Here is a 21745-nt window from a genome sequence, read left to right as displayed (position 1 = left end):
ATTCATTACTCGTGAAACCGCTTGACTGAACATTGTCCGGCGCGGTGCCGGACACCGCAACGAAATCATTAGAGCGAGAATCAGGCAACGCTGATCTCGCCGTTAGTCACCTACATGTCCTGACAGCATCAGCGTCAATATTAAATCCAGAGCCTCCGGGATTTCACCCCTTTGGTCTTCACGACGGAGGATAAGGCAATAAACCGAAAGAATCTTGATAGGTGATCAGCGGTGCAACTGCTGTGATGAGACGTGTTGAGACTTCAACTATTTAACTGCACAGGAGGAACACCATGCCGAAAACGTCGATTCTGAAAACCACCCTGTTTTCACTGGCAACCCTGACAGCCGGCAGCGCCATCGCCGACTCCGACGCCACCGGCCAGGTGCATTACCCGGAAGGCTCTCTGGATTCCTTTGCCGGCCCTGCGGATCTGTTCACCGGTGACGTTCAGGTGGACATTGTCTTCCCGTCCAACGACGTGGCCCACTACTCCGGTGCCTATGTAACCTTCCAGCCCGGCGCCCACACCGCGTGGCACTCTCACCCTGCGGGACAGCACATGATTGTGACGGACGGTACAGCGCTGACCGGCACACGGGACGGCAAGGTTGTCGAGTTTCTCGAAGGCGAAGCGGTCTGGTGCCCGCCCGAGCTGGACCACTGGCACGGCGCCACACCGGATGAGGCTGTTACCCACTTTGTGGTCACCGCCGCCAAAGACGGTGAAAACGTGATCTGGAAAGACAAGCTGACCGCCGAAGAATACGCTTCGGCCACGGAATAACGGAACTAAGACCATGACGGACGAAAACCAGAACAGGCCCGGTGTGGAACCGGGCAAGGAACCCAAATCCCTGTCGCGACGGGATTTCATGTATGGCTCAGCGGCCATGCTCGGTGCCGGAGCATTTTTCTCCGGCGCTTCACCTTTGATGGCCGCGACCGAGTCCGGCCAGGGAGCCAGTATGAACATCAAATCAAAAGGCTGGGCTGCCGTCGACACCTCCGGCAAACTCAAGCCCTGGGAGTTTGAGCGCCGACCGGTGGGCGACGATGACGTGCTCATTGATATCAAATACGCCAGCATCTGCCACTCCGACATTCACCAGATGAAAGGCCACTGGGGAGCCCAACAATATCCTCAGGTTCCCGGCCATGAGATCGTTGGGATTGTCAGCGCGGTCGGCAAGAACGTCACCAACTTCAAGGTGGGCGACCGTGCCGGTGTTGGCTGCATGGTGGACAGCAATCCCGAGTGCGAAAGCTACAAGAATGACGAAGAGCAGTACTGCCCCGACACGGTGTTTACCTACGGGTACCCGCAGGAATCCTCACCGACCGGCATCAGCCAGGGCGGCTATTCCAGCAATATTGTGGTCAATTCTCACTTTGTGGTGCACATTCCCGAGCACATCAGCTTCCAGAAAGCCGCGCCCCTGCTCTGCGCTGGCATCACCACCTATTCGCCTCTGATGAAGTTTGATCTGAAAAAAGGCGACAAGGTTGGCGTGGCCGGTATCGGTGGCCTGGGCCACATGGCCATCAAGCTGGCCCTGTCCAAAGGGGCCGAGGTATACGCCTTTACCACAACCCCGGACAAAGTGGACGATATCCTCGGGTTTGGTGCCACGGAAGCCGTAGTCGTGGATGATCTGAGCAAACTCCGGGACTATGCCGGCACGCTGGACTACATGATCAGCACGATCCCCGTGCAGTACGACGTGGCGGCTTACAGTTCGGTGGTCAAACCCTATGGCACTTTCACTCAGGTGGGCATGCCGGAGAAATTCGAGCTGACACTGAATGCCCTGGGGCTGTCTGCCAATCGGGTTAATTTCAACGCTTCACTGATTGGTGGCATTAAAGAAACCCAGGAAGTGGTGAACTACTGCGCCGACAACAGAATCCATCCACAGATCCAGATCATCAGCGCCGATCAGATCAATCAGGCATGGGAAGATGTGGTCAATAAAAAGGCCCGTTACCGCTATGTGATTGACAGCGCTACCATCTGATTCTTTCAGAAAACCCTTTAAAAAAGGCCGGTACTCATATGAGCACCGGCCTTTTTTTGGTTTTGCTTTTTGGCCTTCAGTCTTCGAGCTGAAGGCTCACTCCTCGCGCTGGGCAAAGACGTCCTTGACTACCGGCATTGCGGAGAACACGTTTGGCCAGCCGGCATAGAATGCCAGGTGAGTCAGAACTTCCTGAGCCTGCTCACGGCTCAGCCCGTTATCCATGGCCTTGTTCAGGTGAAAGGGCACCTGCTCTACCTTGCCGGCAGCGATCAGCGCACTGACCGTGACCAGGCTGCGGTCACGGGGCTCCAGACCTGGCCGTAGCCAGAGGTCCAGGAACAGGGCTTCGGTGGTGTAGTGAACAACCCCCGGGGATACTTCACCGAACTTGTCGTCAACAAAAGCCTGGCGCTTGGCTTCGGCCTCTTTATCCAGCGGCAGCAGTTCAGGGGAGATCTCCGGCAGTTGATCCCGGGTAATACCGCGCTCCTCGAAGACGTCGCTGGCGACGGCTACTGCTGACATGGCATTGGGCCACCCGGAATAAAACGCCAGGTGGGTAACGATCTCGGACAGCTCCGCCGGAGTTACGCCATTATCCAGGGCAAAACGGATGTGGTACGGCATCTCCACCTGCTGGTTGCGTGAAATAAGCGCAGCGACCGTGACCACACTGCGATCACGGGCTGAGAGCCCTTCCCTGTCCCACACTTCGTCCAGCAGCAGATTTTCGGTGTAATCGGCCAGGGCCGGCGACACCGCACTGAGCTGACTCATGGTGGGCGCACTGCCCGGCAGTTGCAGGGATGGCGCGGTTGACGATCCCTGTGCGAAAACGGTTCCGGACACACAGAGTGCGAGGGGCAACACGGTTCTGGCGAGTGTTTTCATGGGATGTCCTTTCGTACTGTAGTGAGTGTCTGTCTGTTTTAACATCCACACCCCCTATCTATAACAGGGGTAGATGGGATGGACCTATGCAGCAGATTCATTCTTGGGCCAATGGCATTGGCCCTGCTCTATTTCGCCAGTCGAATGGTCGCGGTAAATGAGCCTGCTTGCGACAGGTGCTCCAGGCCGGACGTCACCATCCCAAGATTGACGAGGGAACGGGAATAACCGAAGTCCCGGTAGAAAATCGCCAGATTTCCCCAGGGCGCAAAATAGGTGAAGCTGCCCTTTTGGGGATCAAACCCGGCTGGTGCATCGTCGGTGGCAAGTTTCTCAGGCGGGTAGCTGATCTTCTCAATGCCGTGGTAATCCTCGAATTCCATGGTCAGCGGCAGTTGCGCCAGAAAATCCCGGGCGGCCGAGGAATCTTCCAGCCTGGCGGTGACTGTGTGGTCTCCGATTTCCATTACGATGTCGGTTGTGTTCATGGCAGCTTCCTGGCTGGGCGCGGATTCTGTTCCCGGTGCTGCGGCGGTCACCACAGCCGAATGACCCGCAAGCATCAGGCACGCTGAAACCATCCTGGCAATGATTCTGGGAGATCTCATGTAATACCTCCGGGGCTTGGAACGATTAACAGGAAACCATTCTAGGGAGGGCGTCGACTTCGAAACAGGCCGCCGGAATACTAGCAGCTATGCAGCCAGTTCATGGTTGTTCTCGGTAGCGCAGCCGGTCAATGACCAGACGGAACGCCGAACTGGGCTGTCGCCGGCCGGAATAGCACAACTGGAAGCCATCAAAGGTCGGGCACCAGTCGCTCAGCACCCGGCGCAGCGTTCCGTCCTGTATGTCCTCGATAACCTCGGCTTCCATGACAAAGGAAATGCCCAGCCCTTCCTTGGCCGCCTGCACGCACAGATCGCTTTCACTGAAAATCAGCGGCCCGGACACTTTCTTGACGATGGTCTCGCCGTTCTGCTCAAACTCCCAGTCATAGGCTGAAGAATGCGGGCTGAACCGCAGCGTCAGGCAGTCATGGTTGTCCAGGTCGGTCGGATGCTCCGGCACGCCGTGTTTCCGGCAATACTCGGGCGAGGCCACGGCGGCCATGCGCATAGGTGGCCCGATGGGGATGGCGATCATGTCGGGACTGACGAATTCCCGCAACCGGACCCCGGCATCAAAGCGGTCCTCCGCCAGGTCAGACAGCCGGCTCTCCAGGCTCAGTTCAATCTGCACTTCCGGGTAGTCCTGAACAATCCGGGAAATCTTCGGCCACAGTACAGTACGGGCCGCAACCCGGCTCGCAGTTAATCTCACCAGCCCCCGCGGCGCATCCCCCAGCATCCGGATTTCCTCAATGCGGGAGTTGATCTGGTTAAAGCTGGGCCTGAGCGTATCCAGCAACTTCTCGCCGGCATCGGTGGTTGAAACCCGGCGGGATGTCCGGTTCAGAAGTTTCAGGCCGATGGAGGCCTCAAGCCGACGCACGGTATGGCTGACCGCTGACTGGGACAGACCAAGGCGAACCGACGCTCTGGTAAAGCTGCTTTCCTCCGCGACGATCATGAACACGGCCAGATCGTTCAGTTCTTCACGCATAACACTGCGCCCTCCCGGGTATGTTGCGCCAGTGTAGAGCGATGATTACCGGTTTTCACGGAGTTATTCATGCACCGGATTCATTGGAGCAATCACCCCGGCCGGCCCTGCCCCGGTCAGTTACGCCAGAAATACGGAGAAAACATCACGAACACACTGAGCAATTCGAGCCGCCCCAGCAGCATGGCCACCATGAGCACCCACTTGGCACCGTCAGGCAGTGTCTGGAAGTTACCCGCCGGACCAATGGCGTCACCAAGGCCCGGGCCAACATTGGCCAGCGCAGTGGCGGCACCGGTCAGGCTGGTGACCAGATCCAGCCCCATCAGTGACAGTACCGCCGAGACAACCGCCAGTGTCGCCAGAAATATGAACGAGAAGGCCACGCTGGAAGCCACGATTTCATCACTGATGATGCGACCGTTGTAACGCCTGGCAATGACGGCATTCGGATGAAGCAGCCGAATCACCTGCTCCTTGAGCAGCAGCATGGACAGCTGGAAGCGGAACATTTTCATGCCCCCGCTGGTGGAGCCGGAGCAACCACCCACAAAGGTGAGAAAGAAAAACAGGACCACGGCCAGGGGCCCCCAGAGCGTGTAATCCTCGGATGCGTAGCCGGTAGTGGTGACGACCGAGGTCACATTGAACAGCGCACTGACCAACGCATCGGCAGGTGCTGTACCGTTTTCCATGACCTGATAGAGCCCGATCACGGTCGCCACCACCAGTAGGAAACCGATAAAAAAACGAACCTGACTGTCTCGCAGCAATGGCTTTGCCTGGCCATTCAGCAAACGGACAAACAGAAAGAACGGAACGCCACCCAGCATCATGAAAACGGAGGACGCAAACAGCATGGCCAGGCTGTGGAACTGCCCCATGGATAGGTCCGAGGTGGAATAGCCTCCGGTTGAGACCGTGGTAAAGGCGTGATTGATGGCGTTGAAGAAGTCCATCCCCAGTAGCCAGTACACCAGTATGCAGGCGCCCGTGATGGCAAGGTAGCTGAGCACCAGCCCGCGGGCCAGGAGATTGGTTCTCGGGACGGCCTTCTCGGTCCATTCGGAGGATTCGGTGGCAAACAGCCGCATGCCCCCAATCCGCAGGAATGGCAGGATGGCGACTGCCATGCCGATGATTCCGATGCCTCCCACCCACTGCATGATCGACCGCCATAGCAGTATGTCTCCGGGCATGGTGTCGAGCCCCGTGAGGATGGTGGAGCCGGTGGTGGTAACGCCGGATATGCTTTCAAAGAAGGCGTCGGTCACGCTGAGCCTCATATCGCTCAGCAGCAGCGGGAGGCTGGAGAACAGCGGGATGACGATCCAGGCCGAGACCGTCAGTATGAACATCTGCCGCTGCTGCAGTTTATGGCGCTTGCGACCGGTGCTGAAGAAACCCAGCAGCCCGACCACCAGGCATACCCCGGCGGACGTGACAAACGCGCGCCAGTCCGGTGCATTGCTGAACATCAGCAGATTGACCGGTAGCGTCATCAGAAAACTGAGCAGGATCAGCAGAAAACCCAGGATCTGAACAACAGGCAACAGATTCAGTAGCGGCATCTTCGGGGAAAGCCAGTAAGACCCAGATAAAACCGGACCCGCCCCACCCGAGTGGCGGCCAGCCGGCGGAAGGAGTACAAGGAGAACACATTCGCCACGTTTTTAACAGCGCTGTTCGCCCCCGGCCTATGACAATCCGCTAATTACCAAACGACGATCTATCGGGTTAGCATCGGGGTTTCGTCAGCCTATTTATGACTCTGGATAACCCCAATGACATTTGCACGCATTGCCGGAACCGGCTCCTACCTGCCGGACAACATAGTAACCAACAAGGATCTGGAACAGCGCGTCGATACTTCGGACCAGTGGATTCGCGAGCGAACCGGCATCGAGCAACGTCACATCGCGCCTCCCGGCCAGAGTACCGTGGACCTGGCGGAGCAGGCCTCGCTCCGGGCCATTGAGGCCGCCGGCATTGATGCCTCCGAGATTGACCTGATCGTTTTTGCCACTACCACGCCGGACAAGGTGTTTCCCAGCAGTGCCTGCCTGCTCCAGGCCCGCCTTGGCATCAATGATTGTCCGGCCTTCGATATTCAGGCGGTGTGCTCCGGCTTTGTGTATGCGCTCGCCACGGCCGACAAATTCATCAAGACCGGCAGCAGTAAAAAAGCGCTGGTGATTGGTGCCGAAGTGTTCTCGCGCATCCTCAACTGGGAAGACCGCGCCACCTGCGTGCTGTTCGGCGATGGCGCCGGCGCCGTTGTTCTGGAGGCCAGCGAGGAAACCGGCATCCTCTCCACCCACCTTCACGCCGACGGCCGCTACGAAAAACTGCTGCATGTTCCCTGCGGCGTCGCCAATGACTTTGATGCCGTGAAAGCCGGCCAAGCCTTTGTGGAGATGAAAGGCAATGAAGTGTTCAAAGTCGCAGTGAACACACTGGGACGAATCGTCGATGAAACGCTCGATGCCAACCAGATGAACAAATCGGACATCGACTGGCTGGTGCCGCACCAAGCCAATCTGCGCATCATCGCCGCGACGGCCCGCAAGCTTAATATGAACATGGATCAGGTGGTGGTGACGGTCAACCGCCATGGCAACACCTCGGCGGCCTCCATTCCCCTGGCGCTCGATGAGGCGGTGCGGGATGGCCGGATACAGCGTGGCCAGGTTGTGTTGCTGGAGGCGTTTGGCGGCGGCTTTACCTGGGGTTCTGCCCTGCTCCGTTACTGAGGCATATGACCGAAAGAATTAATAATATTTTCTTTTAATATTTTTCGTTCTTATTCGCTTTTGTTAGATTGCTCCTCAGATCAACATCACCGATTCTGAGGAGCTCTCCATGAAACATCTGTTCAAAGGCATCGCGGTTGGCGCCGCCCTGCTCTCTGCCCAGCCGGCCCTGTCCGCCGACCGTGAGCTGCTCAACACCTCTTACGATATCGCCCGTGAACTTTTCGCCTCCTATAACGAGGTATTCAAGGAACACTGGCAGGAAAAAACCGGCGAAACCGTCGAAATCAAACAGTCTCATGCCGGTTCCTCCAAGCAGGCACAGGCCATCATCCAGGGGCTGAAAGCCGACGTGGCCACCTTCAACCAGGTCACTGACATCAATATCCTGCATGACCGTGGCGGCCTGATTCCGGAAAACTGGGCGGATCGCCTGCCCAACAACAGCTCTCCTTACTACTCGACCATGGCCTTCCTGGTGCGTGAGGGCAACCCGAAAAACATCCAGAACTGGGATGACCTTGTCCGCGAGGACGTTGATCTGGTCATGCCCAACCCGAAAACCTCCGGCAACGCCCGCTACACCTACCTGGCGGCACTGGGCTATGCTCAGGAAACCTACGGCGATGATCAGGAAAAGATTGACCAGTTCATGTCTGACCTGCTCAGCCGGGTGAAAGTTTTCGACAGCGGCGGCCGTGGTGCCACCACCACCTTTGTTGAGCGTGGCATTGGCGACGTCCTGCTGACCTTCGAATCGGAAGTGCTGAACATCGCTGACCGGTTTGATAATGGTGAATACCAGCCAGTGACTCCGAAAGTCAGCTTCCTGGCTGAGTTCCCGGTCACCTGGATTGATGACTACGTGGAACAGAATGGCACCCAGGAACTGGCCAAAGAATACCTGGAGTACCTGTACTCCGAGGAAGCGCAGCGTCTGCTGGCCGGGTTCAACTACCGGGTTCATAACGACGTGGTCAAAGAGGAAAACGCCGACCGCTTCCCGGCCCTGCAGCTCAAGACCATCGACGAAATCGCCGGTGGCTGGGAAAACGCCATGGAAACCCACTTCGCCAGTGGCGGCAAACTCGACCAGCTCCAGCGTCGGCGGTAAAACGAGGCCAGCATGTCCACCACCGCCAACGTCAGCGCCGCCTCCGGGCGGCGTTTCGCCGGTCGTAGCAAACGCGTGCTGCCGGGGTTCGGTCTGAGCCTCGGCATTTCGCTGTTTTTTGTGAGCCTGGTTCTGCTGCTGCCCCTGACCGGCCTGGTGCTGGAAACCTCGGGCATGAGCTGGGACCAGTTCTGGTTCACGGTCACCGACCCGCGGGTGGTTGAATCCTACAAGGTTACACTGTTGACGGCGTTTGCCGCGTCCATTTTCAACGGCCTGTTCGGCCTGCTGCTGGCCTGGGTGCTGGTACGTTACGACTTCCCCGGCAAGCGGCTGGTCGACGCGGTGGTCGATCTCCCCTTCGCGCTGCCCACAGCGGTTGCCGGCATCACACTGGTCACCCTGTTTAGCGAAAGTGGCTGGTATGGCCAGTTGCTGTCGGCCGTTGGCATTGAAGTCGCGTTTACCCCCGTTGGTATCGTGATTGCCATGGCGTTCACCAGCATCCCGTTCGTGGTGCGCACCGTTCAGCCTGTGCTGGAGGAGCTGTCGCCGGCGGATGAGGAAGCTGCAGTCAGCCTGGGCGCCACTGACGGCCGGGTGTTCCGGAAGGTCATCTTTCCGTCGCTCTGGCCGGCCATGGTTACGGGGGTTGCCCTGTCCTTTACCCGCAGTCTCGGGGAGTTCGGGGCTATTATTTTCATTGCCGGTAACACGCCCTACGTCAGCGAAGTCACCAGCCTGATGATCTTCATGCGACTGCAGGAATACGATTACGCGGCCGCCAGTGCCATTGCCTCCCTGGTGCTGCTGGTCTCCCTGGTACTGCTGTTTTCCATTAACCTCTGGCAGGGCCGGTATCTGCGTCGGCTGGAGGGACACTGATGGCTTCGCAACAGCACCGCGTGGGCGACACACCGTGGATCCGCCGGACTCTGATCGCCAGCGCACTGATCCTGACCATGCTCATGCTGGTCATTCCGCTTGTGGTGATCTTCGCCCAGGCGCTCAGCTCGGGATGGGCGACCTTTGCCGAGAACATCGGGAATGAATACACGCTCCACGCCATTGGCCTGACGCTGTTTGTGGCGGCCCTGACGGTACCCCTGAATCTGGTGTTTGGCACCTCCCTGGCCTGGTTGGTAACCCGATTCCGCTTCCCCGGGCGCAAGCTGCTGATCACCCTGATCGATATTCCGTTTGCCGTATCACCCGTGGTCGCGGGCCTGCTGTACCTGCTGCTTTATGGCCGCAATGGCTGGGTCGGCAGTTGGCTGACGGAATACGATATACAACTGATGTTCTCCTGGCCCGGCATTGTCATGGTCACGGTCTTCGTGACCTGTCCGTTTGTCGCCCGGGAGCTGATCCCCCTGATGCAGCAGCAGGGTACCGAAGAGGAAGAAGCAGGCGTGGTTCTGGGCGCATCCGGCTGGCGCATCTTCCGCCGGATTACCCTGCCCAACATCAAGTGGGCCCTGATTTACGGCGTGGTCCTGACCAACGCCAGAGCGGTGGGTGAGTTTGGCGCGGTATCTGTGGTTTCAGGAAATATTCGCGGACAAACCAATACCTTACCGCTGCATGTTGAACTGCTTTATCAGGATTACAACATTGTTGGCGCCTTTGCCAGCGCCTCACTGCTGGCCGCAATCGCCATTCTGACTCTGGTTGCCAAAGCCTTCGTGGAGTGGCGCCAGTCAAGACCCGAACATCCGGCGCCCGAAAAAGGAGGTGTCTGACATGAGCATCACCATCGACCAGATCAGCAAGAATTTTGACGGATTCCAGGCCCTCGATGAGGTCAGCCTGGATATTCCGGAGGGCAAACTGACGGCATTGCTCGGGCCTTCCGGCTCTGGCAAAACAACCCTGCTGAGGATCATCGCCGGTCTCGAATCCTCAGACGGCGGCCGTATCCTGTTTGGTGACGAGGACGTCAGCCAGTTGCACGTGCGTGATCGCAATATCGGGTTCGTGTTCCAGCATTACGCCCTGTTCAAGCACCTGACTGTCGCCGAGAACATCGCATTCGGCCTGGAATCCCTGCCGCGGAAACAGCGCCCGTCAAAAACCGAAATCCAGCGCCGCGTGGACGAACTGCTCGACATGATCCAGTTGCCGGATGTGGCCAAACGTTACCCGACCCAGCTCTCCGGCGGCCAGAAACAGCGTGTGGCTCTGGCTCGCGCCCTGGCCACCCGGCCCCGGATTCTCCTGCTGGATGAGCCTTTCGGCGCCCTGGACGCCAAGGTTCGCAAGGATCTGCGCCGCTGGCTGCGGGCTCTGCATGACGAATTCCATTTCACCAGCGTGTTCGTTACCCATGATCAGGAAGAGGCCCTTGAACTCTCGGATCAGGTGGTGGTCATGAGTCAGGGCCAGGTTGAACAGGTCAACGAGCCTGCCAGCCTGTATGCCCGACCGGAAAGCCGCTTCGTGTTCGACTTCCTGGGCCAGGTAAACACCCTGTCCGGGGCTGTGCGTGGTCAGAAACTGTCCCAGGCCGATGCCTGGGTCTCCCTGCCCGGCATTCAGGCGGAAGGCGAAGCCCAGCTTTATCTGCGTCCCCACGAGGTTCAGCTGGATCGTTCACCGGCTTCCCACGCAAAACTGCCGTTGCGCATCGAGTCGATCAGCCTGATCGGGTCAGAAGTTCGTATTGAGCTGACGCCGGAAGGCTGGCAGAGCAACGAGATCTGGGAGGTGGGCATGAGCCACAGTGAATTCGCCCGGCAGAACCCCGCCCGGGGTGAGCGCTGGTACGCCATTCCCGACGTTGGCCACCTGTTCCTGGCCGGCGCCAACCATCCCCGTAGCGTGAACTGGCAATATCCCTCAGGCATTTCAGCCAGCAACCAGTAGAGCGACGCCCTCCGGGGCCTGGTTGCTTTCTGGCCATATTCATAGGATGATTGGTTAATCGTAACAAAGGATCATAGGTTATGCTGACACCCATTCGCAGGGGATCTCTGGTAGAGACCGCTATTGAAAGCCTCCGGCAAACCATAGAAAGCGGTGAATGGCCGATTGGCACTCGCCTGCCGGTTGAGGCAGAACTCTCGGAAGCCCTTGGAATCAGCCGCAATACCATCCGTGAGGCGGTACGTGTGCTGGTCCATGTGGGCATGCTGGAAACCCGCCAGGGCGATGGCACCTATGTCCGGGCCAGCCGGGATGCCGGCGAAACCCTCCGGCGCATCGCCCGCAGCCGTCTGGCGGAACAGATTGAAGTGCGCATCATGCTCGAGACGGAAGCGGCCAGGCTGGCCGCGACGCGCCGAACCGATCAGGACCTGAAAGCCATGACGTCGGCGCTGGATGCCCGTTCGGCCGCCGGCAGTGACATCAACGACCGTATCCGGCATGACGAAACCTTCCACCATGCGCTGGTCCGGGCCTCTCATAACAGCGCCCTTATCGAGTTGTACGACTACTTCGCACATGGGGTCAGCGAGACCATAGAAAGCACCGAAAGGGAAACAGATCTGCCCGAACCCAGCCAGGAAGACCATGAACTGCTTCTGGCAGCCATCCGCCGCCGTGATGCCGACAAGGCTCAGACCCTTTCCCGCGCCCTGCTCTCCCCCAGTCTGGCATCCCTCAAAGGGACTGAGGCGCTATGAAGTTCCGGATTGACACCTTTACCCTGCTGCTGCTCGGGGCCATTGTGCTGGCCTCGTTCCTGCCGGTCACAGGTCAGGCGGCACAATGGCTTGGTGTTGCAGGCACGGTTGCCGTCGCTCTGCTGTTTTTCTTCCATGGGGCAGCGCTGTCCCGGCAGCAGATCATTGACGGCGCCACACACTGGCGGCTGCACATTCTGATCACGCTGTTGACGTTTGTCTTTTTCCCTCTGGCAGTCCTGCCCATTAACGCGCTGAGCGGGCTGGCCCCCGACTGGATGCCCAAGGACCTGGGACTGGGGTTTCTGTATCTGGGGGTGCTGCCGTCGGCGGTTTCGTCATCCATCGCCTATACCGCCATGGCCCGGGGCAACGTGCCTGCGGCTATCTGCAGTGCGGCCGCGTCCAACGTTTTTGGCATGATGCTGACGCCCTTTCTGCTGCTGGCTCTGGTTTCCACCTCGGGCTCGGGGGATTTTCAGGTGGCCCAGGCCCTGAAGGACATCGTGTTGCAGTTGCTGCTTCCTTTTGCGGCCGGGCACGCCCTGCGGCCGTGGCTGGGTGGGCTTCTGGCACGTAATGAGGCGTTCATGGCGCGTTATGACCAGAGCGTTATCTGGATCATCGTCTATTCTGCCTTCTCCCACTCGGTGGTCAGCGGACTGTGGCAGAACCTCCCGGTCCAGGCCATTGCGCTGGCCATCGTGCTCTGCTTCGGCTTGCTGGCCCTGTTCATGATTGCAGCCCGGCTAATGGTCAGAAAACTGGGGTTCAGCCTGGAAGACGAAGCGGCTGTGGTGTTCTGCGGTTCCAAAAAGAGTCTGGCGTCCGGGCTTCCAATGGCGAAGGTGCTTTTCTCCGGGCATCCGGGCTTTGGCATGATCGTGTTACCGATCATGTGCTACAACCAGATTCAGGTCATCGTCGGGGCCATGCTGGCCCGGAGATACAAGGTGCGTATAGAGGAGGCGTCAGCCACCGCCCATGCCGCCAAAAAAACTGGCCAGGATAACTAGACCGACGATCCAGCCAATGACGGCCGGCCAGAAGTTCACCATCTGGGGCGGCTGGTCCTGCTCTGCATCTGATGAGTGGTACTCGTCGGCCATGTCCTGTTCAGGCAGGTTTCTCGGATCCGGCTCCGGGTTGGCATCCCGGACACTGAGCCACTCAAACCAGTCGCCCAGGAAATGAGCCACCGGTTGCGGGAAACCGCCGTTCTCTGCCATGGGGCGCAACTGGGGTTCCAACTGCCGGGCAATTTCCCGGCGGATTGGCATATGGTCAGCCGGCGGTTCACAGAGAATGGCCTTCCAGATGCCGACATCCTTCTGGCGCTGGCTGTCATTCAACAGGGCCTTCACCTGTATCACCACTTCGCGGACCACCTGGGCGTCCTGAGCGTCCAGCTCCTCCTGGCGGACGGCCTGCCCTTGGGATTCGGGTCCGGAGGCCTGCGTTTCCTGCACCGACGTCGCCGGGACTTCTCCAGTGGCTTCCCGGTACGCCCGTTCAAGATCCCTTGCCTCTTCTTCAGAGGCAAACTTCATCTGGCCTTCATAGGCCTGACGAATCCGATCCCGGTCATTGGTGGGTTCAATGCCCAGAATGTCCCAGCAGGTCATAAAACGGCAACTCCAGCTCAGTAAATATGTATCGTTTGTGGAGACAAATAACTCCGTGTCACTTAGGATGACCGGTAAAGTCAGCAACGCACTGCCGTTAAAGTATAAAACGACAGACACGATCAATACGAATTACATCCATGACAACACAGCCTCGCCCTAAAGACCAACCGGCTTCCCGACTGCTGCCTGTTCTGATTGCCGGGGCTCTAGCATCCGTCACTTCCAGCCCTGCAACGGCCGAAATCGATGCTCCCGAATTTGACGCCAGTATCGTCGGTTTCGATGAACCGGTGCCGGAGGTTCTGACCACCACCCGCCTGAGACAGCCGAAAACCCGCGTGCCCGGCAGCACCACGGTGATTGATGGCAGCATGATCCGGGATCTGGGCATCAAGAACCTGTACGAGGTTTTCCGACTGGTACCGGGCATGACCGTCAATTTCGTCGGCAGCCACCAGCCGGTGGTGACCTATCACGGCACCAGTCATTACGAACAGCGGCGCATGCAGGTTCTGGTGGACGGCCGTACCGCACACCGTGCCACGCTTTCGGACATGGACTGGGAGAGCATGCCGGTCCCTCTGGAGATGATTGAGCGGATTGAAGTCGCCCGCGGCCCCAATTCCGCCGCTTATGGCATCAATGCGTTTCTCGGAACCATCAACATCATTACCCGGGATCCCGCCGATACCGACGGTGGTGAAGTCTATGTCAGCCGGGGATCCCGGGGCTATCAGCGTACCTTTGGCGCCGTGGGCAATTCCGGAGACACGCTGGACTGGCGCGTGACCATGGAAAACCGCCGGTTTGATGGTTTCGACACCAAGCGGGACGGGACGGAGTTCCGTGATGGCCATAACCTGAACTTCTTTACCTGGGACTCAAGAACCGACCTCGGTACCGAGGCCAACCTGGAGCTCCGTGCCGGACTGGTGGACGGCACCAACCGTCAGGACGGGGATAAAAATGGTGAATTGTGGCCTGTTGAGCATCCAGACCTCGAACTGCGGGACTACTATCTCCAAAGCCGACTGAACTACCATTTGTCACCAGACCACTTCTTTCACGTTCAGGTCGCGGTTGAGAACTTCAGGCGCGAGCAGCAGTACCGGATTGCGGCGGGCAATTCGGCTGCCAACTGCCTGAAAGCAGGTGACGCGCTTTTCGATCCGGGCGCCGGGTGTTTTATCAGCGCCGACCCACTGGACGATCAACCTGCGATCTACACGGATCTCAATGGTGACTATGAAGACACTCGCCTGGAACTTGAAGTTCAGGACACGCTGGTGCTCAGCGAAGACCTGAAACTGGTGTCTGGCGCCGGTTTCAGGAAGGATACCCTGCGCTCGGAAACCTATTTCAATGGCCGGGTCGACAACTACCAGTCACGGTATTTCGGCAATCTGGAATACAGCCCGGTTAACTGGCTCACGTTCAACGCCGGAGGCAACTGGGAACGCTCCAGCACCACCGGTGAGAGCTATTTCTCCCCGCGGGTTGCCAGCAATTTCATCATTAACGACCGCCAGGCTGTCCGCTTTGTCTATTCCGAAGCCGTCCGGACACCGGACCCGTTTGAACAGGACCCGGATTACGGCTATACACTGCGTAACGTCACTCCGGATGTTCATTCAACACTGGAGGGATACCGGGTAACCATGGCGGATATTAACCCGGACCTCTCCCAGACCACCCTGGGAGAAGATCTGGACGAGGAAAACATCCGCTCCTATGAGATCAGCTACTTTGGCCAATTCCAGATCTCCGATGCGCTGCTTCATCTGGAGGTCCGGGGTTTCCGGGATGAATTGAGGGACATGATCGGCGGTGTTATCCAGCTTCAGAACTGGACCCTGGATAACAATCTGGCGGCTGATCAACAGGGTTTCGAGCTTGAAGCGGCGCTGGAGTACCCGGCAACGACCTTGCGGGCCAGCTATGCTTATCTTGATCAGGACACATGGTATACCGGTGCGCCAATACTTGATGAAAACGGCAATGTGGACACCGGGGCGCAAAGAGAACGGGCGGACTTGCTGGAGCGAATGTCAGTGACCCACTCCGGCAGCCTGGCGGTGATCCGGCAACTGCCCTGGGATGTCACGGTTTCTTCGGCTTTTTACTGGGCCGACCAGTTCATGAGGCTGGATGAGCAGTTCGAACGGATAGACGCCCGCATCAGCAAGCAGTTTTTCGGGCCCAGTTACAGCGCGGAACTGGCGTTCACCCTGCAGCACTATCTCAACAGGAATCCGGAACTGGGCCGTGATGACAACATTGATCACCACAACCAGTTCTTTATGGAAGCGGCACTGCGGTTTTGACATCCAGGCCAGCCACTGCCTCAAACGGAGCGTAAGACCAGGAAGGTATGACAGCGATCCCACACTTTGCCGCCCAACGGCGCTTTGCACACGGCTATGCCTTGTCGCTGGCCGCACTCTGTGCCCTGCTGTTTCTGATTGGGTTCCCGGCGGCCGGTTACGGACAGCCTGCCGACACCCGGGAGGTGTTTGTCGCCGGTTCCGGAAACGATGCACTGGATCAGTATGTGATTCGCCTGATTGAGGAACGGGTCCGGGAAACGCTGGTGCTTCGGCCCCTGTCTGACTGGCATAGCCCCTCTTCCCACAATGTGCCCGTGATTGCGATAGGCCCCGCTGCAGTCACTCGTGCGCAGAACCTTGATCCCCCTCCACCGGTTCTGGCGTTACTGGTAAAGAAGTCCTCAGTGGAAGACTACCCGGGGCGCCCGGGTAGTCAGCTCAGCGCTGTCTATCAGGAAGTCCCGCTGATCCGTCAGGCGTTAACCGGTAAAGCCATTCTGCCCCAGGCCACGCGGATCGCGCTGCTGGCCAGCACAGAATCCTCCGACCTTTACCAGCCGCTGCTTGGCCAGTTGGAAGCTTTCGGCCTGGAAGCACGGATTTTCGTTGCGGATACCAATGATCAGCTTATTCCGGCATTGAACCGGGCTCTGAGCTATGGCGACTTTCTCCTGGCGGGTCCGGATGATGCAATCTATAACCCCCGCAATATCAAACACATTCTTCTGACCGCCTATCGTCGCAACAAAATTCTGATCGGACCCAATCAGATCTATGTCAAAGCCGGGGCCCTGGCCTCCAGCTATCCTCCGATGGACACGATGGCGGATCAGGCCAGCCGGCATCTTGAACAGTTTCTGGCAACCGGGCACTTCCCGCCCTCTGACTACCCCATCGAATACCGGGTGGAAGTCAATGAGCAGGTTGCCCGATCCCTGAATATTCCGCTTCCAGACCCTGAACAGATTGCCAGCACCATCAACCGGATGCTGGAGGAAAATGCCGGGGAGATGTCCGAATGAATCCCGTCACCCGAAAGACGGACCTGCGTTTGTCGACCTGGCTCCTCATGCTTGGGGCCCTGCCCTCTGTGGTAATGTTCATCACACTGATGGTGTTCTTTACCTCTGCCCGGCTGCAGGATGCCCGGGATAATCTGGAGAGCAGCAGCCAACTGCTCGCCGACAGCCTGGCACCGGTACTTGAATACGCCGTGGTTTCCGGTAATACCGGTGCCCTTGAGCAGATTCTGGAAAAGTCCCTGTATCGCAGCGACGCCACCTGGATACGGGTCACGGATGTCACCGGCGACGAAGTGGGAGCCATCAGTCGGGACTCAACGCCAAGGCAGTCACGGCGGAGCGGTTTCAACATCTATTCAGCTGAAATTCTGCAGGAACCGCTGAAGTTTCCCGCTGACGGAGCGCTTTTCAACAGTCAGTGGACCGCAGGTGACAGTGCACTTCGGGTCGGCACGGTGGAAGTGGGTGTCGACTCAGGAGTGCTAACGAGCCGCCGTGCGGAGATTCTCTGGTCCTCTCTGATCGTGGGCGGTGTGGTGCTGGTGTTCGCCGTTATACTGGTGCAACACTTTCTGGGTAATACCCTGAACCCGGTCAGGCAACTGAGTACGCGGGTTACCAGGCTGATTCAGGGGGATTACCGGGAACAGCCTGCGTATCAGAGCACTGCCCGGGAGATCCGGGAGATCCAGGAGCAACTGAATGAGCTGGCAGGGCATCTGCATCGGACCGAATCAGACCGGGAACGCACCCTCAGACTATCCGAAACAGCCCGGGAGAAGGCCGAAAACGCCAGTGAGGCCAAGTCCGAGTTTCTGACCGTAATCAGCGATGAGCTGCGCACGCCCCTGCAGGGGGTCTATGGCATCCTCGAGCTGGTTTCAAGGGAACCTCTGACTAAGCGACAGCGGGATTATCTGGGGACCGCCCGGCAATCCACAGAAGACCTTCTTACGGTCATTTCCGATATTGTTGAGTATGCGGGCGTCGACGGGATTGCCTCCGGCATCAAGCCCCAGGCTTTTGACCTGCGTAGCCTTCTGGATAACTGTACGGCCTCCTTCCGTCTGGCCGCCGAACACAAGGAAATGGCGCTGGAGATCCTGTTTGCAGGCAACTGGCCGCAACCGGCAATGGTACAGGGGGATCCGGCAAGGTTGCGTCAGGTTTTTGCGGGATTTCTCAACAATGCCCTGAGCTTCAGCAATCAGGGTGTGATCCGGATCAGAGCTCACCTGATTGCAGTCGATGACGAGCAGGTCCACCTGACTTGCAGCATTGATGGAACCAGTATCGGACCGGGCGCCGATGGGCCGGTCCGCTCCAATGCTCTTAGCCTTTCTGTGTTGCAGCATCTGGTGGAGCTGATGGGCGGCTATGTTCAGGTCGGAGGCGACGGTGCACCGGAAGCACACGTCCGCTTTGAACTGACTTTCCTGCGGGCCGATGGAACCAGCAACGCCCCCGATCACGACGAATGACCCGGGGCGCCACCGGACTGGGCCTGGCTACAGGCCGGTTAGCGAGCGGCCTCACGCATGGTGACGAATTCCTCTGCTGAAGTGGGATGAATGCCCAGGGTGGCATCGAACTGGGCTTTGGTGGCGCCAGCTTTGATCGCCACTGCCAGGCCCTGGGTGATTTCACCGGCTTCCGGGCCAACCATGTGGGCCCCCAGTACGCGGTCGGTGTCATCATCCACCACCAATTTCATCAGGGATCGCTCATCCCGCCCCGGCAGGGTGTACTTCATTGGACGGAAATCGGTCCGGTAAATACGCAGGCGATACCCTCTCTCGCTGGCCTCCTGTTCGGTGAGCCCCACCGTGCCGATATCCGGATTGCAGAAAACCGCGGTTGGAATCGCTTCGTAATCCATCTCACCCAGACCATCGCCAAACAGCCGGCGGGAAAGCACCATCCCCTGAGCCAGCGCGACCGGCGTCAACTGCGGTGTGCCGATCACATCGCCCAACGCGTAAATGGAGGGAACTGCCGTCTGGAAGTGGTCGTCAACCTGGACATGACCGGAGGCCGTCAATGCCACCCCCAGCTCAGTCAGACCCAGGCCATCAATGAGTGGTCGCCGCCCGGTGGCCGCCATCACCAGCCCGGTTTCCAGGGCTTCACCATTGCTAAGGGATAACTGGTAACCCGCATCCGTTGCCTCAACGGCATCAATGGTGACATTGAACCGAAGATCCACCCCTTTCTTGCGCATTTCCTCCGCGACAAACTGGCGGACATCATCATCAAACCCCCGCAGAAACAGATCCCCCCGGTACAGCAGCGTTGTTTCAACACCCAGCCCTGACAGAATGCCCGCAAACTCCACGGCAATATAGCCCCCACCCCAGATGACCGCGTGCCGCGGGAGCTGGGGCAGATAGAACATCTCATTGGAGCTCAGCAGGTGCTCCCGTCCGGGAATGTCCGGGATTGACGGCCAACTGCCCGTGACCACAGCAATGCGTTCCGCTGAGTATTGCTTGTCACCCACCACAACCGTATTGGCATCGGCCATGGCAGCGGTTCCCTGGATGATTTCAACACCGGCGTTGCTCAGGAGGCGACCATAGATCCCGTTCAGCCGTTCAATCTCGGCATTTTTGTTGGCAACCAGGGTCGGCCAGTCAAAGCTCGCCTGGTCGACCGGTAACTGCCAGCCATAACCTGCTGCATCCTCTAGCTCATCCCTGATGTGAGAGCCATAGACAAACAGCTTTTTGGGCACGCACCCAACGTTCACGCAGGTTCCACCAAGATGCCGGGACTCCACCACCGCAACACGAGCCCCGCGCTGGGCAGACATCCGGGCCAGGCGCACGCCGCCAGACCCGGCCCCGATGACAATCAGGTCAAAATCATAGCTTTCAGACACAGTTACTCCCCGTTGAAATACAAAACCGTCTGGTTTATCGGTCCGGACTGGGCAATTGGCTCAGAGGGCAAGGGTCAGCCTTGCTGTCACGGTACCAGGAACATCTCCCCGATCCAGCCCGGCCTGATCCACAATCACCCCGTGATCCTTGGCCAGTCGTTCCAGCCACACGGCAAGCTCCGAGAAAGCCGCTGGCTCCAGCCAGAGTCGCACGCCCTGTTCACCGCTGGGCTCAAAACGTTGCAGCTCAAGGCCCTCTTCATCGGCCAACTGGGTCACCAGAGCAATCAAGGCCCGGCGGTCGGTTGGTTTGTCACCTCTACCTGATGCGGCGAGCGTTTGAAGCTGTGGCTGGCTGGCCTGCATCCAGGCGGCCAATTCTCCGGCATTATCATGGCTGGCCCGGGCGGACTGATAGAATCCGGAGGCCGGCTGCCAGACCACAAAATACAATACTGCCAGGAGCAATGCGACCATCAGCAACGATAGCGCCCTTCGATCTCTTGCCGGCAGTTGATCAAACCGGGCAATCAGTTTGCCCAGGCCGGACCGGTCCCTGATTCGAGGCCACATTGGCTCAATCTCCCGACACGGTAAGCCGGCCACGGGTGCCGGCAGGTTCGTTGACCACGGAATCGATATCCGCCTGTAACCCTACTTCCGCCAGGCTATCGCGCAAACGGCTCAGTGGATCGTAACTGTTTGCATGCATATCCACGACCAGTTGCCCCTGGTTACGATTGAAATTGATGGCGTTGACGGTCACCGGTTGCGCCCCGGGCAACTGCTGGTATTGGTCAGCGGTGTAAGACAGCAGCTTCAGAAAATCCATCCCCGAGGCGCCTGCACCAGCCACTCTCAACTGACCCTGTACGACCCGGCGGACGTTCCCGGGATGGGTCCGGGTGTCATTCGGGAAAACCTGGTGGTATATCGCCATGGCACGTTGCTCCAGGCGGTCTGCCTGCTTCTGGTGATAGACTCCCATTCCCAGGTTCAGACCAACCTGAAGGATGAACCAGAGGCCACATACGGCAACCAGAGGGCGCCAGGAGTTCAGGAGCTGGTTGTTGGAGGCCGGGGAAAACACCCCCTGACAGAGGTTAATGGGGTCAGACAGATGCTGATAGTCCGACCAGGCCAGAAAATGCAGAACCGAATGCTCCAGGGTCTGCGTTTCCACCAGAAAACGGTCATCCACTTCCCGGAAGGCGCGGGCAATCTCCTGGCTGGCCCGCGTCGTTTTCATGGGGGTATGGATACGTATCGGAATGCTGGTTTCCACCGTTTCGGTCGAGGTGATCGACATGGTGTGGGCAAAAGCGGGAAGCGTGTCCGCATTCACAGCCACCCATTCTCCCCGTTCGTTCAGCATCAGGGTCACCTCACCATCCAGACACACCGTCCAGCCACCCGTCGTCAGCGGCAACAGGCTCGCATCCGGGTAAACGGCTTCCAGCCGCCCGTGCTGCCAGCCCTCAAACAGGGACAACCAGTAAGCCATCCGTTCACGATCAATGACCGCAACCGGGTACCCCTGTGAGGTTCGGCTCCCAAGGGCGAAATGCAGGCTTTCAACGTCCTGGGAGAGCTGATCCTCAATGGCGTAGGGCACCGCCTGCCGAACCAGTCGATTCTGCCTGGCCGGGATATCAGCGATACAGAACAGAGCCTCTTCAGCCGGAATCAACCCGACCAGAACCATACTGTCCAGCCCTTTTTCGGACAGGGACCGCTCAATCGCTTGCCGGGTCTGTTGCTGGCCACTGTCCTGACTGTGACCGGAGGCGTCCTGAAGTAACCAGTCGTACCGGCAGGATTCAGCATCACTGGCATGATCATCAGTTCCCGGCCGAAGATACAGTCGGTACGGCAT

General features: G+C 58.6%; 20 protein-coding genes. 12 read left to right on the top strand and 8 right to left on the bottom strand.

What is annotated here, in order from left to right; genetic code table 11:
* Positions 1 to 293 precede the first annotated feature (293 nt).
* Positions 294 to 788, top strand: a complete 495-nt coding sequence (locus tag HNR38_RS04950) for a (R)-mandelonitrile lyase (protein ID WP_183700378.1) — start codon at positions 294 to 296, stop codon at positions 786 to 788.
* 13 nt (positions 789 to 801) lie between these two features.
* A complete protein-coding gene (locus HNR38_RS04945; RefSeq protein ID WP_183700376.1) occupies positions 802 to 2019 on the top strand; it encodes an alcohol dehydrogenase catalytic domain-containing protein in 1218 nt (405 codons plus the stop codon).
* Between the two features lie 96 nt (positions 2020 to 2115).
* Here the strand turns inward: HNR38_RS04945 and HNR38_RS04940 are convergent, their stop codons facing one another.
* The 4 genes from HNR38_RS04940 to HNR38_RS04925 all read right to left on the bottom strand — a co-directional run bounded on the left by HNR38_RS04940 (position 2116) and on the right by HNR38_RS04925 (position 6089).
* Positions 2116 to 2913 carry a carboxymuconolactone decarboxylase family protein gene (locus HNR38_RS04940; protein WP_183700374.1) on the bottom strand — a complete coding sequence of 266 codons (798 nt, stop codon included), beginning with the start codon at positions 2911 to 2913 and terminating at the stop codon, positions 2116 to 2118.
* A gap of 128 nt (positions 2914 to 3041) precedes the next feature.
* Entirely contained in the window at positions 3042 to 3401 is a 360-nt protein-coding gene (locus HNR38_RS04935) for a cyclophilin-like fold protein (RefSeq protein WP_221275670.1), read from the bottom strand.
* A 220-nt stretch (positions 3402 to 3621) separates the two neighbouring features.
* On the bottom strand, positions 3622 to 4518 hold the full coding sequence (locus HNR38_RS04930) for a LysR family transcriptional regulator (protein WP_183700372.1): 897 nt from the start codon (positions 4516 to 4518) through the stop codon (positions 3622 to 3624).
* 116 nt (positions 4519 to 4634) lie between these two features.
* Entirely contained in the window at positions 4635 to 6089 is a 1455-nt protein-coding gene (locus tag HNR38_RS04925; RefSeq protein WP_246362384.1) for a TrkH family potassium uptake protein, read from the bottom strand.
* Between the two features lie 213 nt (positions 6090 to 6302).
* Between HNR38_RS04925 and HNR38_RS04920 the strand changes: the two genes are divergently transcribed.
* From HNR38_RS04920 to HNR38_RS04890, 7 genes are all read left to right on the top strand, one after another.
* Positions 6303 to 7271 carry a beta-ketoacyl-ACP synthase III gene (locus tag HNR38_RS04920; RefSeq protein ID WP_183700370.1) on the top strand — a complete coding sequence of 323 codons (969 nt, stop codon included), beginning with the start codon at positions 6303 to 6305 and terminating at the stop codon, positions 7269 to 7271.
* 109 nt (positions 7272 to 7380) lie between these two features.
* Positions 7381 to 8385: a thiosulfate ABC transporter substrate-binding protein CysP gene (cysP, locus tag HNR38_RS04915; protein ID WP_183700368.1), complete on the top strand. Its 1005-nt coding sequence runs from the start codon at positions 7381 to 7383 to the stop codon at positions 8383 to 8385.
* A gap of 12 nt (positions 8386 to 8397) precedes the next feature.
* Positions 8398 to 9270, top strand: coding sequence for a sulfate/thiosulfate ABC transporter permease CysT (gene cysT, locus HNR38_RS04910; RefSeq protein ID WP_183700366.1), 873 nt, complete (start codon positions 8398 to 8400; stop codon positions 9268 to 9270).
* Positions 9270 to 10127: a sulfate ABC transporter permease subunit CysW gene (cysW, locus tag HNR38_RS04905; RefSeq protein WP_183700364.1), complete on the top strand. Its 858-nt coding sequence runs from the start codon at positions 9270 to 9272 to the stop codon at positions 10125 to 10127. Before cysT ends, cysW begins: the two co-directional genes overlap by 1 nt.
* A gap of 1 nt (position 10128) precedes the next feature.
* The gene (locus HNR38_RS04900) at positions 10129 to 11250 is read left to right on the top strand and encodes a sulfate/molybdate ABC transporter ATP-binding protein (RefSeq protein ID WP_183700362.1); all 1122 of its coding nucleotides are present in this window, start codon (positions 10129 to 10131) and stop codon (positions 11248 to 11250) included.
* Between the two features lie 80 nt (positions 11251 to 11330).
* A complete protein-coding gene (locus HNR38_RS04895) occupies positions 11331 to 12011 on the top strand; it encodes a FadR/GntR family transcriptional regulator (protein ID WP_183700360.1) in 681 nt (226 codons plus the stop codon).
* Positions 12008 to 13027, top strand: coding sequence for a bile acid:sodium symporter family protein (locus HNR38_RS04890; protein ID WP_183700358.1), 1020 nt, complete (start codon positions 12008 to 12010; stop codon positions 13025 to 13027). Before HNR38_RS04895 ends, HNR38_RS04890 begins: the two co-directional genes overlap by 4 nt.
* On the opposite strand, the gene HNR38_RS04885 is transcribed toward HNR38_RS04890, so the two are convergent.
* Positions 12983 to 13636 (bottom strand): J domain-containing protein, encoded by a 654-nt coding sequence (locus tag HNR38_RS04885; RefSeq protein ID WP_183700356.1) that lies wholly within the window; start codon positions 13634 to 13636, stop codon positions 12983 to 12985. The genes HNR38_RS04890 and HNR38_RS04885 overlap by 45 nt on opposite strands.
* Before the next feature lie 140 nt (positions 13637 to 13776).
* On the opposite strand from HNR38_RS04885, the gene HNR38_RS04880 reads away from it, so the two are divergent.
* Genes HNR38_RS04880 through HNR38_RS04870 form a run of 3 tightly spaced genes read left to right on the top strand, consistent with a single transcriptional unit; the run spans position 13777 to position 18469 of the window.
* Positions 13777 to 15963, top strand: coding sequence for a TonB-dependent receptor plug domain-containing protein (locus HNR38_RS04880; protein WP_183700354.1), 2187 nt, complete (start codon positions 13777 to 13779; stop codon positions 15961 to 15963).
* A 47-nt stretch (positions 15964 to 16010) separates the two neighbouring features.
* Entirely contained in the window at positions 16011 to 16988 is a 978-nt protein-coding gene (locus HNR38_RS04875; protein WP_246362380.1) for an ABC transporter substrate-binding protein, read from the top strand.
* Positions 16985 to 18469: a sensor histidine kinase gene (locus tag HNR38_RS04870; protein WP_183700352.1), complete on the top strand. Its 1485-nt coding sequence runs from the start codon at positions 16985 to 16987 to the stop codon at positions 18467 to 18469. Before HNR38_RS04875 ends, HNR38_RS04870 begins: the two co-directional genes overlap by 4 nt.
* A gap of 38 nt (positions 18470 to 18507) precedes the next feature.
* Here the strand turns inward: HNR38_RS04870 and gorA are convergent, their stop codons facing one another.
* The 3 genes from gorA to gspL are packed head-to-tail and all read right to left on the bottom strand — an operon-like array spanning position 18508 to position 21745.
* Positions 18508 to 19869, bottom strand: a complete 1362-nt coding sequence (gene gorA, locus HNR38_RS04865; protein WP_183700350.1) for a glutathione-disulfide reductase — start codon at positions 19867 to 19869, stop codon at positions 18508 to 18510.
* A gap of 60 nt (positions 19870 to 19929) precedes the next feature.
* Entirely contained in the window at positions 19930 to 20442 is a 513-nt protein-coding gene (gspM, locus tag HNR38_RS04860) for a type II secretion system protein GspM (protein WP_183700348.1), read from the bottom strand.
* A 4-nt stretch (positions 20443 to 20446) separates the two neighbouring features.
* On the bottom strand, positions 20447 to 21745 hold the full coding sequence (gene gspL / locus HNR38_RS04855) for a type II secretion system protein GspL (RefSeq protein WP_183700346.1): 1299 nt from the start codon (positions 21743 to 21745) through the stop codon (positions 20447 to 20449).

Source organism: Marinobacter oulmenensis (assembly GCF_014201735.1).
Lineage (GTDB): Bacteria > Pseudomonadota > Gammaproteobacteria > Pseudomonadales > Oleiphilaceae > Marinobacter > Marinobacter oulmenensis.
This window is presented reverse-complemented; position numbering and strand designations above follow the sequence as displayed.

Bases quoted from the DNA above. Each gene is read 5' to 3' on its own strand.
- HNR38_RS04950 (WP_183700378.1), top strand. From the start codon at position 294: ATGCCGAAAACGTCGATTCTGAAAACCACCCTGTTTTCACTGGCAACC.
- HNR38_RS04945 (WP_183700376.1), top strand. From the start codon at position 802: ATGACGGACGAAAACCAGAACAGGCCCGGTGTGGAACCGGGCAAGGAA.
- HNR38_RS04940 (WP_183700374.1), bottom strand. From the start codon at position 2,913: ATGAAAACACTCGCCAGAACCGTGTTGCCCCTCGCACTCTGTGTGTCC.
- HNR38_RS04935 (WP_221275670.1), bottom strand. From the start codon at position 3,401: ATGAACACAACCGACATCGTAATGGAAATCGGAGACCACACAGTCACC.
- HNR38_RS04930 (WP_183700372.1), bottom strand. From the start codon at position 4,518: ATGCGTGAAGAACTGAACGATCTGGCCGTGTTCATGATCGTCGCGGAG.
- HNR38_RS04925 (WP_246362384.1), bottom strand. From the start codon at position 6,089: ATGCCGCTACTGAATCTGTTGCCTGTTGTTCAGATCCTGGGTTTTCTG.
- HNR38_RS04920 (WP_183700370.1), top strand. From the start codon at position 6,303: ATGACATTTGCACGCATTGCCGGAACCGGCTCCTACCTGCCGGACAAC.
- cysP (WP_183700368.1), top strand. From the start codon at position 7,381: ATGAAACATCTGTTCAAAGGCATCGCGGTTGGCGCCGCCCTGCTCTCT.
- cysT (WP_183700366.1), top strand. From the start codon at position 8,398: ATGTCCACCACCGCCAACGTCAGCGCCGCCTCCGGGCGGCGTTTCGCC.
- cysW (WP_183700364.1), top strand. From the start codon at position 9,270: ATGGCTTCGCAACAGCACCGCGTGGGCGACACACCGTGGATCCGCCGG.
- HNR38_RS04900 (WP_183700362.1), top strand. From the start codon at position 10,129: ATGAGCATCACCATCGACCAGATCAGCAAGAATTTTGACGGATTCCAG.
- HNR38_RS04895 (WP_183700360.1), top strand. From the start codon at position 11,331: ATGCTGACACCCATTCGCAGGGGATCTCTGGTAGAGACCGCTATTGAA.
- HNR38_RS04890 (WP_183700358.1), top strand. From the start codon at position 12,008: ATGAAGTTCCGGATTGACACCTTTACCCTGCTGCTGCTCGGGGCCATT.
- HNR38_RS04885 (WP_183700356.1), bottom strand. From the start codon at position 13,636: ATGACCTGCTGGGACATTCTGGGCATTGAACCCACCAATGACCGGGAT.
- HNR38_RS04880 (WP_183700354.1), top strand. From the start codon at position 13,777: ATGACAACACAGCCTCGCCCTAAAGACCAACCGGCTTCCCGACTGCTG.
- HNR38_RS04875 (WP_246362380.1), top strand. From the start codon at position 16,011: ATGACAGCGATCCCACACTTTGCCGCCCAACGGCGCTTTGCACACGGC.
- HNR38_RS04870 (WP_183700352.1), top strand. From the start codon at position 16,985: ATGAATCCCGTCACCCGAAAGACGGACCTGCGTTTGTCGACCTGGCTC.
- gspM (WP_183700348.1), bottom strand. From the start codon at position 20,442: ATGTGGCCTCGAATCAGGGACCGGTCCGGCCTGGGCAAACTGATTGCC.
- gspL (WP_183700346.1), bottom strand. From the start codon at position 21,745: ATGCCGTACCGACTGTATCTTCGGCCGGGAACTGATGATCATGCCAGT.